Here is a 14,657-nt window from a genome sequence, read left to right as displayed (position 1 = left end):
CGAGTTAACGATGTGGCGGGGCGTTCTTACCTTTGCTCGCTGCAAGTTCCGCACGAGCCGAAGAGCACTTAATGTGCTCTTCGTGCGAGCAGGACTGTCCGCAGCAGCGAGTAAAGGTAAGAACGCCCCGCCCCAACCCAGCTAACAAAGGAGCTGATATGTGCGATTGCACAGATCATAAGGACGAGATTCCTGCCTACGACGCGCAGGCCATTGAGTCCCGGTGGATGAAGGCCTGGGAGGACTCCAACCTCTTTGCCGTCGACACCGACGACAGCAAGCCCAAGAAGTACGTGCTCGAGATGTTCCCGTATCCGTCGGGCGACCTGCACATGGGCCACGCGCGCAACTATACCATCGGCGATGCCATGGCCCGTCAGGCCCGCATGCGCGGCTACGACGTGCTGCACCCCATCGGCTTTGACGCCTTTGGCCTGCCCGCCGAGAACGCCGCCATCAAGCACAACACGCAGGCTGCCGCCTGGACGTATAAGAACATGGACCAGGCGCTCGCCACGATGAAGCGCATGGGCTTCTCCTACGATCTGGATCGCATGGTCAAGACCTGCAGCCCCGACTACTATCGCTGGGGCCAGTGGATCTTTGAGAAGATGTGGGAAAAGGGCCTGGTCTACCGTAAGAAGAACCCGGTCAACTGGTGCCCCACCTGCAAGACCGTTCTGGCCAACGAGCAGGTTACCGAGGGCAAGTGCTGGCGCTGTGGCACCGAGCCCGAGAAGCGCGACCTTGAGCAGTGGTACTTCAAGATCACCGAGTACTCCCAGGAGCTGCTTGACGACCTGGAGAAGCTCCCCGGCTGGCCCGAGCGCGTCAAGCAGATGCAGGCCAACTGGATCGGTCGCTCCGAGGGCGCCGAGGTCGACTTTACCCTGTGCGACCAGGATGGCGAGCCCATCGAGGGCGACGAGGGCAAGATTACCGTCTTCACCACGCGTGCCGATACCCTTTTTGGCGTCTCCTTCTTTGTCCTGGCTCCCGAGTACGCCGGCCTGCACGAGCTCGTCGAGGGCACGGAGTACGAGGAGGCCGTCACCAAGATCGTCGAGGACTCCAAGCATATCTCTGCCGTCGAGCGTGCCCAGGGCACCCTCGAGAAGCATGGTGCCTTCACGGGCCGCTATGTGGTAAACCCCGTCAACGGCGAGAAGGTCCCCGTGTGGGTTGCCGATTATGTCGTTGCCGACTACGGTACCGGTGCCGTCATGGCCGTTCCCTGTGGCGACCAGCGCGACTTTGAGTTTGCCCGTAAGTACGACCTGCCGATCGTGCCGATCATCCTGGACGATGACGATCGCGCTGCCGTCGAGGCCAGCGGCGAGACCATCGATACCTTCCATGCCGAGACCGTCGACTGGGATTGCGCCCACGCTGCCGAGGGCACGCTCGTCCAGTCTGGCAAGTACACCGGAATGCGCGGCGGCAAGCACTCCGAGGGCGAGGCTGCGATCGTGGCCGACCTCGAGGCCATGGGCTGCGGTCGTCGCAAGGTCGAGTTCCGTCTGCGCGACTGGCTCATCAGCCGTCAGCGCTATTGGGGCAACCCCATCCCGGCTATCCACTGCGAGCACTGCGGCATCGTGCCCGTGCCCGAGGATCAGCTGCCGGTGACGCTGCCCGAGAACCTGGACCTGGGCGCAGGCGAGACCCTCGCCGAGTGCAAAGAGTTCTATGAGACTACCTGCCCGGTCTGCGGCCGCCCGGCCAAGCGCGAGACCGATACCATGGACACCTTTACCTGCTCCAGCTGGTATTACCTGCGCTATACCGATCCGCACAACACTGAGCTGCCCTTCTCCCGTGAGGCTGCCGACCGTTGGATGCCCGTCGATAACTACATCGGCGGCATCGAGCACGCTATTTTGCACCTGCTCTACAGCCGCTTCTTTACCAAGGCACTGCGCGACCTGGGCCTGCTGAGCGTGGACGAGCCCTTCACCAACCTGCTGTGCCAGGGCATGGTCAAGGACGAGAACGGCGACACCATGTCCAAGTCCAAGGGCAACGTCGTGCCCCCGAGCTCGGTCATCGAGCCTTACGGTGCCGACACCATGCGTCTGGCGATCCTGTTTATCGCCCCGCCCGAGAAGGACTTCGACTGGGATCCCAAGGCCGTCGAGGGCGCTAACCGCTTTATCAAGCGCGCCTGGCGTATCGTTTGGCAGCTCGTCCAGTCCGGCGATGCCAACGTGGCCTTCGACAAGTCCGCGCTCGATGAGGTTGCGATGAAGCTCTATCGCGAGCGTCACCGCACCATCGCCAAGTGCACCGAGGACTTCGATCGCGGCCAGTTCAACACCGCCATCTCGGCCGTCATGGAGCTCGTCAACGCGGCGAGCGCCTACCTCAACGCCACCGAGGGTACCGCCCGCGACAAGGCGCTGTGCTACGGCGTGGCCAAGGACATCGTGAGCGTCCTTGCCCCCATCTGCCCGTTCTGGGCCGACGAGCTGTGGCACGAGGCGCTCGGCTGCGAGGGCAACGCCTATACCGCTGCCTGGCCCGAGTTCGACCTGGCCGAGTCCATCGAGGACACGGTGCAGATCGTGGTCCAGGTGCTCGGCAAGGTCCGCGGCCGCGTCGACGTTGCCCGCGATGCCTCCAATGAGGATATGCAGGCTGCCGCCGAGGCCGCCGTCGCCAAGTGGCTCGAGGGCAAGACAGTCGTCAAGGCCATCTGCGTGCCCGGCAAGCTGGTCAACCTGGTGGTCAAGTAAGCACTGCGCGCTTAACTGACGCATAAAAGACGAGGGGCGATCCGGTTGGGTCGTCCCTCGTTTTGCATGTATCTGCCTAGTTGCCTTCGGCCAATTGTCCTATTCTTATGGAGAAGCTGTGCGCACGCTGACCTGCAGGTTCGTACTGTGCTTGCACGTTTCCGCAGCTATTGGTATAGTTTGCTTGCAAATGAAGTTGTAATTGAAAGAAGTGGGGTTTCGGCCCCGCTTCTTTTTTGTATGGATGGAGGTGCCGCAATGGTCAAGACCAAGACCGAGCAGGCGATCATCGACGCGCTCGAGGCCGTCGCTCCCCAGCACGATGTCGACATCGTCGACGTCGAGCTCGTGGGTGCCACCAAGGCCCCCTGCGTGCGCGTGCGTATCGAGGGTGCCGAGGGTCAGAGCCTGTCGCTCAACGATGTCACGGCCAACACCAAGTGGGTCGGCGATGTGATTGAGGAGCTCGACCCCATCTCTTCGAGCTATACGCTCGAGGTGTCGAGCCCGGGCATGGCGCGCCCGCTGCGCCGCCCGTGCGACTTTGCCCGCTTTGTGGGCGAGAACTGTGAGCTCACCTCCACCGCTACCGAGGGCCGTCGCAAGTACGCCGGCAAGATTGCCGCCGCCACCGAGGCGAACGTGACCCTCGAGCTCGAGGGCGGCGAGTCCGTCACCCTCGATTTCTCTGATGTTAAAAAGTGCAAGTTGAAGCCCACCTACGACTTCAAGCCCGCGAAGGAAGGAAAGTAAGATGGCAGCATCCGACATGATGTCCGCCCTGATGGAGCTTTGCCAGGAGAAGCACATCGACCAGCTCTACCTGATCGACCGCCTGGAGCAGTCGCTTGCCAAGAGCTATGCCGAGATCCTGCATCTTGAGTGGGGCGCCAAGGTGACCATCGACCGCACCACCGGCAAGATCTACGTCTACCGTCTGGAGCCGATTGACGATTCCATGGACGAGGAAGGCAACTTCACCGAGTTCGAGGAGATCGACGTCACCCCCAAGAACACGAGCCGCATCGCCGCCCAGCACGCCAAGGCCGAGATCAACGCCATCGTGCGCAACTCCGCCCGCGAGCAGATCTACGAGGAGTTCTCCGGCCGCATCGGTGACCTCATCAGCGGTACCGTGCTGCAGTCCACGCCCGACTTCACGATCGTCAAGATCCGCGAGGGCGTCGAGGCCGAGCTTCCGCACTTCGACCAGCGCCGTTACGAGAACGAGCGCAACGAGCGTCCGATGGGCGAGCGCTACCTGCACAACCAGCACATCAAGGCCGTGATCATCGACGTTCGCGACCCCAACTCCAACCTGCAGCCGGTTCGTGGCGAGCACAGCCGTCCGCCGATTGTCATCTCCCGTACCCACCCCGAGCTCATGCGTCGTCTGTTTGAGCAGGAGGTGCCCGAGATCTATGAGGGTACCGTCCAGATTAAGTCGATCGCCCGCGAGCCTGGCCAGCGCTCTAAGGTCGCCGTCCACTCGCTCGATGACCGTCTGGATCCCGTGGGCGCCTGCGTCGGCCCCAAGGGCAGCCGTGTTCGCGCTGTCGTGGGCGAGCTCCGTGGCGAGCGCGTTGACGTCATCCTTTGGGATGCCGATCCTGCCGTCTACGTCGCCAACGCCCTGTCGCCCGCCAAGGTCACCCGCGTCCTCATCGACGAGGAGAAGGCTTACGCCGGTGTCATCGTGCCCGACGACCAGCTGTCCCTCGCCATCGGCAAGGAGGGCCAGAACGCCCGTCTCGCCGCGCGCCTGACCGGCTGGCACATCGACATCAAGTCCGAGACGCTTGCCGCCGACATTCTCAAGAACGTTCCCGTTCACGAGGAGCCCGCCGCCGACCTGATCGGTGACGAGGAGGACGAGGACGTCCGCCGCTGTGAGTATGTGTCCGAGGACGGCATCCAGTGCCGCAACCAGGCTCGTCCCGGCTCCCGTTTCTGCGGTGTCCACGACACCGACGCCTTCGATGATGCGGAGGACCTGATCTAGCGCGCGGTCGCGCCGGGCGGGTCCCGGCGCGTCTCACACGCTCGTTCAGTCTCTAGGCACCCAAGGTGCCAGAAAGGGTAGGTGAAGTCATATGGCAAAAGTCCGTGTGTCCACCCTGGCCAAAGAGTTCGGCATGACCTCCAAGGAACTGATGGGTCATCTCGCCGAAATGAAGATTCCCGCTAAGTCCGCTTCCTCCGCCCTGGAGGATGCCTACGTCGCCATGGTCCGCAAGCAGCTCGCCTCGGTGATCGAGGCCCGCGCCAAGGAAGTCGAGGCCGCCAAGCAGGCCGAGGAGCAGGCAGCTGCCGCCGAGGAGGCCGCACGCGCCGCCGAGGCCGAGCGCGAGCGCATCGCCGCCGAGAAGGCACGCGAGGAGGAGCGTCGCCAGTTTGCCGCAGCCCAGGCAGCCGAGGAGGCTGCCCGCGCCGAGGCCGAGGCCAAGAAGAAGGCCGAGCAGGAGCGCCTTGCCCGCGAGAAGGAGGAGGCTGCCCGCGAGGCCCAGCGCCGCGCCGTTCCCGCTTCCGACTCCGGTTCGCGCTTCCGTTCGCTTCTCGACCAGATTGCCGCACAGGAGACCGTGCTCAAGGAGAAGAAGGACGCCGAGGACAAGGCCAAGGCCGAGCGCGCCGCCGAGCGCGGTAACCGTCGTGGCGGCAACAACGACCGCCGCGGTGGCCGTCGTAACGATCGCAACGCCTCCGACAACAATTCCGAGCGCAACGCCTCCGAGAGCCGTCCGCACAGCCATCGCACCAACGCCAGCAACAACGTCGCTGCCGGCATGGACTTCCCCAACCCCGATAAGCAGGGCAAGGGCAAGAAGCGCAAGGGCGGTCACAACAACGAAGAGGACCACTACAGCCGCATGGCTCGCGAGGCCGAGGAGTACAGCCGCGAGAAGGTGCTCGAGGAGGCTCGTGCTGCCGTCGAGGAGGCCTCTCGCGAGTCCACCGGTCGCCGCAAGAAGCGCAAGGAGAAGCGCGAGCGCGAGGCTGCCAAGGCTCAGGAGGAGCGCAAGATAGAGGAGGCGCTGGCCCAGGGCGTGAACCCCGAGGACCTCGACGCCATCAAGGTCTCCCAGGGCGTTACTGTCCAGGAGCTTGCCGAGGCGCTCGACGTTCCGGCCAACGACATCATCAAGCGCCTGTTCCTGCTGGGTACGCCGCTCACCATGACTCAGTCCATGTCCGACGACCTCGTTGAGCTCGTTGCCGACGACCTGGGCCGTCAGATCAAGATCATCACCCCCGAGGAGGAGAACACCTTCTCGTTCTATGACGATCCCGCCGACCTTAAGCCGCGCGCCCCGGTCGTCACCGTCATGGGCCACGTCGACCACGGCAAGACGTCGCTGCTCGACGCCATCCGTCACACCGGCGTTGCTGCCGGCGAGGCGGGCGGCATTACGCAGGCCATCGGCGCTTCGCAGGTCATGATCAACGACCGCAAGATCACCTTTATCGATACCCCGGGTCACGCCACCTTTACGGCTATGCGTGCCCGTGGCGCCAAGGTGACCGACATCGTCATCCTGATCGTCGCCGCTGACGACGGCGTCATGCCCCAGACGGTCGAGTCGATCAACCACGCCAAGGCCGCCGGCGTACCCATCGTCGTCGCCGTCAACAAGATCGATAAGCCGGGCGCCAACCCCGACCGTGTGCGTCAGGAGCTCACCGAGTACGGAGTCATCCCCGAGGAGTGGGGCGGACAGAACATGTTCGTCAACATCTCGGCCAAGCAGAAGATCGGTATCGACGAACTTCTGGAGACCGTGCTGCTCCAGGCCGACGTACTCGAGCTCAAGGCCAACCCGGACACCTTTGCCTCGGGCAACGTCCTCGAGGCCAAGCTCGACAAGGGCCGCGGATCGGTCGCTACCGTGCTCGTGACCCGCGGTACCCTGCACGTGGGCGATACGCTGGTCGCCGGCCTTACCTACGGCCGCGTCCGCGCCATGCTCGACCCCAAGGGCCGCGCCGTCACCGAGGCCGGTCCCTCCGACGCTGTCGAGATTTTGGGCCTGCAGTCCGTGCCCAACGCCGGTGACGAGTTCCGCGTGTTCGAGGACGAGCGCGAGGCACGCGCCCTGGCCGATGAACGTTCGCTCAAGGCCCGTATCGAGGAGCAGAGCCGCGTCAAGCACGTCACGCTCGAGAACCTCTTCGAGACCATCGCCGACGCCGAGGTCAAGGAGCTCAACCTGATCATCAAGGCCGACGTCCAGGGTTCCATCGAGGCTCTTCAGGACTCGCTCGACAAGATGGATCAGTCCGAGGTCCGCATCAACACGATCCACTCCGCTGTCGGTGCCATCAACGAGACCGACGTCGTCCTGGCCGACGCCTCCAACGCCATCATCATCGGCTTTGGCGTCCGTCCCGACGGTAAGGCCCGCTCCGCCGCCGAGCGCGAGGGCGTCGAGATCCGTTGCTACGACGTCATCTACAAGTGCCTCGAGGAGCTCGACGCCGCCCGTATCGGCATGCTCAAGCCCACCGAGGTCGAGGTCGCCACGGGTACCGCGACTGTCCTGGACACCTTCAAGGTGCCCAAAGTCGGTATCGCCGCCGGTGTCCGCGTCGAAGAGGGCGAGATCGCCGCGACCGATTCCGTGCGTCTGGTGCGCGACGGCATCGTGGTCTTCAACGGCAAGATCGCCTCGATGCGCCACTACAAGGACGAGGCCAAGAGCCTCAAGAGCGGTTCCGAAGGCGGCATTGGTCTGGAGAACTTCCAGGACATCAAGCCCGGCGACCAGATCGAGGGTTACCGCATCGACCAGGTTGCCCGTACCGAGTAGGGGGTAGCGCTATGAAGCAAACGCAGGCAACCCGCCGTCTGGGCGAGCAGCTTCGCGAGAAGCTCGGTTATATCCTGCTCTTTGAGGTTTCCGATCCGCGTCTCGACCTGGTTACTTTGACTGCGGTCGAGGTCGCGGTGGACCGTTCGTTCGCGCGTGTGTACGTGTCGTGCGATGCGAGCCGCTACGACGAGGTCATGGAGGCGCTCGCTAGCGCCAAGGGCCGTATTCGCAGCCTGTTGGCTCGCTCGCTCGATTGGCGTGTCACGCCCGAGCTCGATTTTCGCATCGATCGCTCGACCGATGAGGCCGAGCGCATCACGCGCGCGCTGGAAAACGTTCCCGCCACGCTTGCGATCGAAAAGGACGAGGACGGCTATCCCATAGCGGATGCCGCCCAGGAGGCAGCTTTAGATGAGTAATTCCGCCGACCTCGCATCGTGCGAGTCTGCAGATATTCAGCGACGCATCCTCGAGCTCATCGAGGGTGCGTCCTCCATTGCGATTTCGGGACATACGTCTCCCGATGGTGACGCCCTGGGCTCCGTGCTGGGCCTGGGCTTATCGCTTATGAAGTTTTTCCCCAATAAGGACATTGCCCTGCTGCTGGCAGACGATGACCCGGTTCCGCGCATCTACCGCTTTATGGAGGGTGCCGACCGTCTGGTGCCGGCATCTGCGTATACCGGCAATCCGGACCTGTTCATCTCGGTGGACGTGCCGGTCGTCGAGCGTCTGAACAACTCCGCCGAGGTGCTCCGCCGCTCGTCGCATGTGGTGTGCTTCGATCATCATCCGGCGCGTGAGGAATTTGCCGAGCTGAGCCTGAGGTGTGTCGGCGCCGCAGCCTGCGCCATGATCATCGACCGCTTTTTGGACAATTGCGGCATTGTGGCTCGTGATGGCGTTGCGACCTGCCTGCTGTGTGGCTTGGTTACCGATACCGGCCGTTTTCAGTACCAAAACGCCGATGCCGCCGCGTTCCATGCAGCCTCGCGCCTGGTGGCGCACGGTGCCGATCCGGCGCGCGTTGCGCTCGAGGTCTACCAGAGCATGCGCGTTGAGTTTTTGCACCTCAAGTCCATTGTCATGGGTCGCATTAAGACGGTCGCGCATGGGCGCGTGGCGTATAGCTATGCCTACCAGAGCGACCTTGAAGCCTGCGGCGTCACCTCGGACGAGTGCGACGGCCTGGTCGATGTGGTGCGTTCGGTGATGGGCGTCGAGGTCTGCATGTTCTTAAAGGGCATTGAGGGCGATACCAAGGTGCGTGGCAACCTGCGCTCCAAGGGCGACCTCGATGTGTCCGAGATTGCTGCCAATTTTGGCGGTGGCGGGCATCATGCCGCCGCCGGCTTTTCCAACAACGGAACAATTCTCGAGACGCTCACCGTGGCACTTCCCATGCTGGCCGAGCTGGTAGGGGAGGATCCCGCTTCGGTGACCGTCGAGCTTTAACTTTTTGGATGGTACATGGCTCGTCGTACGCCTTCACAACTGAATATGCTGCTCGCTGTCGATAAGCCGGTGGGCTGCACGTCCCACGATGTGGTCTCGCAATGCCGACGCGCCCTCCATGAGCGGCGTGTCGGCCATGCCGGCACGCTCGACCCCATGGCATCTGGCGTCATGGTGGTGGGTGTGGGCCAGGCCACCCGTCTGCTGGGCATGCTCACGCTCGATACCAAAAGCTACGTCGCCGATATTTCGTTTGGCGCCGAGACCAATACCGATGATGCGGAGGGCGAGGCGGTCCGCACGGTGGCTGTTGCCAACGAGCTCCGCGATCCTGCCTATGCTCGTGAGCGCTTGGCCGCCATGCTGGGCCCGCAGATGCAGGTGCCGCCGGCGTTTTCTGCTATCTCGGTCAATGGCGTTCGCGCCTACAAGTCTGCTCGCGAGGGCAATGCGGTGGACCTACCTCCGCGCCCCGTCGAGGTCTATGCCGCCGACCTGATTGCCGTGGGCGGCGAAGGTGATACGTGTGTGTGGACCGTGGCGTTCTCGGTGAGCAAGGGCACCTATATCCGTGCGCTCGCTCGCGACCTGGGCCGCGCTTGCGATAGCGCCGCGCATATTTCCGCACTTCGTCGCACCGCATCTGGTGTTGTTTCCATTGGCGCCTGTCATGCGGTGGAGGAGCTTTCTCCCGAGTCCGCCGCTGGCTTTGCCCTGGATCCCATTGCGGCCTTGGGCGCCATGCGTGTTGACTTGCCGGGCAATCTTGCCGACGACCTGCTCTGCGGCCGTCGCATTCCCGTTGAGCGTGCGCTTGCCGATTTCGATGTCTCGAAGGCGCTGTTTGCGCTGGTGCTCGATGGGGGACTCAAGGCGCTCGCCCGCATTGAGAGTGGCCGCTTTGTTATGGAGCACGTGTTTCCGCAGGCAATCGGCGGTGTTCGATGATGTTGTCCGCTCATGAGCTCGCGCGTGTCTTTTTCGCGGGCGAGTCGGACGAGGCTCGCATCGTTGCTGCCGATACGTTTGATGAGTGTGAGCACTTGGGTGCCGCATCGATTGCCATCGGCGTGTTCGACGGCGTTCACCGTGGACACCAGGAGCTCATTGCGGCGCTTGTCCGGGATGCCCGTGCCCATGGCTGCAAGGCGGTAGTAGTTACCTTCGATCCCGACCCGGACGTCGTGGTGAGCCCTTCGCCCGCTCAAAAACTGATGACGACGGCCGACCGTCTGCATGCCTTGGCTCAGACCGGGGTCGATGCGGTGGTGGCCGTTCCCTTTACGTCTGAGGTTGCGGCGCTTGACCATGTTGATTTTCTCTCGCTGGTGTCGCGTCTGGTCGACATTCGATCGATTCGCGTTGGCAGTGACTTTAGGCTGGGTCGTGGCGGTGCTTCTGGTGTTGCCGAGATGCGCTCCTGGGGTTCCGAGCACGGCGTTGACGTGTATGGTCACGACCTGCTTTGCGAGGGCGGTGAGGCCATTTGCGCCACCCGCATTCGTCATGAGCTGGGACAGGGCCATGTGGAGCTTGCTGCTGGGTTACTCGGCCGTCCGTATATGGTGCGTGGCGGTGTTATTCGCGGCCGTCACGAGGGTTCTGGCATGGGCTTTCCCACGGCAAACTTGCAGGTTCCCGACGGCATTCAGGTGCCAGCCGATGGCGTGTATGAGGGTCTGGTGCTGGTCGATGACACCGCGTGGCCCGCTGCTGTGAACGTCGGCCTGCCGCCAACGTATGCTGACGATGCGGCATCTGCGCATCTCGAGGCTAATTTAATTGGTTATACGGGCGACCTGTACGGCGCTTCCGTTTCGCTGGCGTTTACGCGCTGGCTGCGTCCCTCGCGTGTGTTCGATTCGCTGGATGAGTTGATCGCGACCGTCGAGGGTAATATCGAGGATATTCGTCACAACTTGGGCGATCAGGGGGTGAGCATCCGTGATTAGCGATGAGGAAAAAGACCAGGTACGCGCTGCGTCTGACCTGGTTGCCATCGTGCAGGAAACGGTCGAGCTCAAGCCTCGCGGCCATGAGTTTTGGGGATGCTGCCCCTTCCATGGCGAGAAGACGCCGTCCTTCCACATTATCCCCGCCACGCAGGTGTGGCATTGCTTTGGTTGCGGCGAGGGTGGCGACGTTTTCACGTATATCATGAAGCGCGAGAACCTGAGCTTTCCCGAGTCAATCCGTTACTTGGCCGATCGCGCGGGTATTGAGCTGCATGACACCGGAGATCGCCGCGAGCGCGGCACCAAGCGTGCCCGCATCTACGATCTGTGCGCCGAGACCGCCCAGTTCTACCACACCATGCTCATGCGCGGTAAGGACGGCCGTCCGCGCGAGTACTTTGCCAGCCGCGGCATGGGCGGCGACGTCTGCCGCCGCTACTGCCTGGGCTTTGCACCGGGCCGTAACGCGCTGGTGTCGCACCTGTCCCAGGCGGGTTTTACCCCGCAGGAGATGATCGACGCCAACGTTGCCGTGAGTCGCGGGCGCGGGCAGCTTGCCGACCGCTTTTACGACCGCGTGATGTTCCCCATCTTTGACGAGCAGGGTCACAACATTGCCTTTGGCGGTCGCATTATGGGCGACGGCCAGCCTAAGTATCTCAACACAGCCGAGACGAGCGTGTTTCATAAAAAGCGAAACCTCTACGGCTTTAATTGGGCCAAGGAGTTTATCGTCGCGCAGGATACCGCCATCGTGGTAGAGGGCTATACCGATTGCATCGCCTGCTGGGAGGCGGGGATTAAAAACGTTGTCGCCACGCTGGGCACCGCCCTCACGGAGCATCACGTCAAGACGCTCACTCGCTTTGCCAAGCGCATCGTGTATATGTTCGACGGCGATGCAGCGGGCCAGAAGGCCGCCCGTCGCGCGATTCAGTTTATCGAGCAGGATTCCATGGACCTGCGCTGCGTGGTGCTCCCCGACGGCAACGACCCCATGGAGTTCATCACCGCACATGGTGGCGAGGCACTGCAGACGCGCATCGACGCTGCCGAGCCGCTTATGGACTTTGTCTACCGTTCGCTGCAGGAGTCGAGTGACATCACCACGCCGGGCGGTCGCGCTAAGGCGCTGGAAGATGCGCTGACGCTTATCTATCCGTTGCGCAACAGCTATATGATCGACACGTACTTTATCCAGATTGCCGATCTGCTGGGTTTGGATCTGGAGACGGTGCGCGCGAGCTCGGGTCGTGTGTTTCGCGATGTCGCCAAGCGCGAGGATGCGGAACGACGTCGTGAGCAGAACTATGAGCGCCAGCGGGCACAGACTGAGCGGTCCGGTAGCGCGGGCGGTCGGGCGTCGGGTTCTCGCGATGCCGGTCGCGGTGCTTGGGCATCGGGCGCGACGCCGCCGGTGTCCGCGCCGGTCGAAGAAGAGCCGTACGACTACGTCCCGCTCGATGCCTACGGCGCCGCGCCCGTGGAGGTCGTCGACGACCTGCCGCCGATCGATGTGCCTGATGGTATGGGCGCTGTGCCTGTGGCTGACGGTTCGGGCGCACCGGCTGCGGCGGCGCCGATGGTTCTTACCGATCTTGAACGCAAGTCCTTGGCAGGGGAGCGCGAGCTGTTGACGATGCTCACGAGCTACCCCGACCTGTTCCGCACGTATGCCGACCGCATCTGCTCCATCGAGTGGGTTGACCCGCGTCACGAGTCCATTGCATGGGCCGTTCTGGCAACGCCGCCGGGAACCGATCCTGCAGCCTGCATGGATGCGGCGCGCTCAGTGTGTCCCGATGCGGCAACGCTTGTGAGTGCCGGGCGCATCTCCGCGACGAGCAAGCACCCCACCGAGACGAACATCGTGTTTATGCTTGATACGCTTGAGCTCTACACCATCAAGCGTCGCATGCGTGCCGCACAGGCCAAGCTGCGCCAGGACCGTTCACTCGATGATGAGGCCCGTCGCGCGCTGACCGTGCAGGCCGCGCAGGATTCGCAGCGTCAACGCGAACTGCAAAAGTCGATCGGCGGCGTGGCGGACCCTTTCCGTTTGATCGGCCTGGAGGCCGCAGGCACCGAACAAGCCTAGATGTTGTGGTCAACCAGCGTATTCTCGCCTATATCCAGCCCTCTTTTTGGGTATAGACGTCAATGTGTGTGCTAAAGTATTGAGTCCTGTGGACTATGAAGGGAGAATCTGTGCCAAAAAAGACTGAGAGCACGGGTACTGGGCTGGAATCCTACGTTGCAAAGCTCATGGGCAACGGCTCAAACAGGACTTCGGTAACCGAGGACGAGATTCAGGTCGCCCTGAAGGATATCGATGTTTCTGACGAGCAGCTCACCGCGGTGTATTCCGCGCTGCGCAACAGCGGCATCCAGATTATCTCCGCGAGCGGTAACGACGACGCCCCCATGGGTGTCGACGATGACGATACCGATACCGATACCGATACCGATACCGACGATTTCGATGACGACGACGAGCACGATTCCGGCTCGCTCGACGATCACGAGCTCAAGATGGCCCGTCAGGCCGACGCTGAGATGGGTTCTTCCAAGAACAAGAAGAAGCGCACCGTGCGCACGTCCCGTTCACGCTCCCGCGTGCGTGGCATCGATGCCTCCACGGTGATGCTGACCGGCGACCCGGTCCGTATGTACCTCAAGGAGATCGGCAAGGTCGACCTGTTGACCGCCTCCGAAGAGGTCGATCTGGCTATGAAGATCGAGGCCGGTCTCGAGGCTACCGAGAAGCTCGAGGCTGCCGATGCTGGTGAGCTCGAACTCACGCGTGCCGAGATGCGTCGTCTTACGCGCATTGAGAACGTGGGCCTCGAAGCCAAGCAGGCGCTCATCAGCGCAAACCTTCGTCTGGTCGTCTCCATCGCCAAGCGCTATGTCGGTCGCGGCATGCTGTTCCTGGACCTGATTCAGGAGGGCAACCTCGGTCTGATCCGCGCCGTCGAGAAGTTCGACTACCAGAAGGGCTTTAAGTTCTCCACGTACGCCACGTGGTGGATCCGTCAGGCCATTACGCGCGCTATCGCCGACCAGGCCCGTACCATCCGTATTCCCGTGCACATGGTCGAGACTATCAACAAACTCGTCCGCGTGCAGCGTCAGCTCCTTCAGGACCTGGGCCGCGACCCGACCCCCGAAGAGATCGGTGCCGAGATGGATATGAGCGCCGACCGCGTCCGCGAGATCCAGAAGATCTCGCAGGAGCCCGTGTCGCTCGAGACCCCCATCGGCGAGGAAGAGGATTCCCAGCTGGGCGACTTCATCGAGGACTCCCAGGCTATCGTTCCGCCCGATGCGGCCAGCTTCTCTATGCTGCAGGAGCAGCTCACCCAGGTGCTCGATTCGCTTGCCGATCGTGAGCGCAAGGTTATCGAACTGCGCTTTGGCCTTGTCGACGGACATCCCCGCACGCTCGAGGAAGTCGGTCGTGAGTTTGGCGTCACGCGCGAGCGCATCCGCCAGATCGAGTCCAAGACTCTGGCCAAGCTTCGCCACCCGAGCCGTAGCAGTAAGCTGAAGGACTATATCGAGAGCTAGTCAAGCAAGAGGCGCCCTCAAGCACATCCGCTTGGGGGCGCTTTCATGTAGACATTGGGTGTTCCTATAGTTTTGTCAACCGTCGGGGCTACTCCCGGTAGGGCACCCGGTCGCGCATCACGGCGTATATC

10 protein-coding genes are annotated in these 14,657 nt (G+C 62.7%); all 10 read left to right on the top strand.

The window, feature by feature from the left end; genetic code table 11:
* Positions 1-158: 158 nt before the first annotated feature.
* The 10 genes from leuS to rpoD all read left to right on the top strand — a co-directional run bounded on the left by leuS (position 159) and on the right by rpoD (position 14,526).
* On the top strand, positions 159-2,735 hold the full coding sequence (gene leuS, locus ABHU32_RS08290; protein WP_346979612.1) for a leucine--tRNA ligase: 2,577 nt from the start codon (positions 159-161) through the stop codon (positions 2,733-2,735).
* A 258-nt stretch (positions 2,736-2,993) separates the two neighbouring features.
* Entirely contained in the window at positions 2,994-3,488 is a 495-nt protein-coding gene (locus ABHU32_RS08285) for a ribosome maturation factor RimP (protein WP_117769584.1), read from the top strand.
* A gap of 1 nt (position 3,489) precedes the next feature.
* Positions 3,490-4,737, top strand: coding sequence for a transcription termination factor NusA (gene nusA / locus ABHU32_RS08280; RefSeq protein ID WP_006234042.1), 1,248 nt, complete (start codon positions 3,490-3,492; stop codon positions 4,735-4,737).
* Between the two features lie 91 nt (positions 4,738-4,828).
* A complete protein-coding gene (gene infB / locus ABHU32_RS08275; RefSeq protein WP_346979611.1) occupies positions 4,829-7,543 on the top strand; it encodes a translation initiation factor IF-2 in 2,715 nt (904 codons plus the stop codon).
* An 11-nt stretch (positions 7,544-7,554) separates the two neighbouring features.
* A complete protein-coding gene (gene rbfA / locus ABHU32_RS08270) occupies positions 7,555-7,965 on the top strand; it encodes a 30S ribosome-binding factor RbfA (RefSeq protein WP_117647311.1) in 411 nt (136 codons plus the stop codon).
* Positions 7,958-9,001 (top strand): DHH family phosphoesterase, encoded by a 1,044-nt coding sequence (locus tag ABHU32_RS08265; protein ID WP_346979610.1) that lies wholly within the window; start codon positions 7,958-7,960, stop codon positions 8,999-9,001. Before rbfA ends, ABHU32_RS08265 begins: the two co-directional genes overlap by 8 nt.
* Before the next feature lie 15 nt (positions 9,002-9,016).
* Positions 9,017-9,949, top strand: a complete 933-nt coding sequence (truB, locus tag ABHU32_RS08260) for a tRNA pseudouridine(55) synthase TruB (protein WP_195535585.1) — start codon at positions 9,017-9,019, stop codon at positions 9,947-9,949.
* On the top strand, positions 9,946-10,953 hold the full coding sequence (gene ribF / locus ABHU32_RS08255; RefSeq protein ID WP_271733399.1) for a riboflavin biosynthesis protein RibF: 1,008 nt from the start codon (positions 9,946-9,948) through the stop codon (positions 10,951-10,953). The genes truB and ribF overlap by 4 nt, the downstream gene beginning before the upstream one ends.
* Positions 10,946-13,054 (top strand): DNA primase, encoded by a 2,109-nt coding sequence (dnaG, locus tag ABHU32_RS08250; protein ID WP_148332830.1) that lies wholly within the window; start codon positions 10,946-10,948, stop codon positions 13,052-13,054. The genes ribF and dnaG overlap by 8 nt, the downstream gene beginning before the upstream one ends.
* 110 nt (positions 13,055-13,164) lie before the next feature.
* Positions 13,165-14,526, top strand: coding sequence for an RNA polymerase sigma factor RpoD (gene rpoD / locus ABHU32_RS08245; RefSeq protein ID WP_195520470.1), 1,362 nt, complete (start codon positions 13,165-13,167; stop codon positions 14,524-14,526).
* Positions 14,527-14,657 lie beyond the last annotated feature (131 nt).

It is taken from the genome of Collinsella aerofaciens, from assembly GCF_039758965.1.
Taxonomy (GTDB): domain Bacteria; phylum Actinomycetota; class Coriobacteriia; order Coriobacteriales; family Coriobacteriaceae; genus Collinsella; species Collinsella aerofaciens_BR.
The sequence above is the reverse complement of the archived record's forward strand: the minus strand, read 5'-3'. Positions and strand labels throughout refer to the sequence as shown.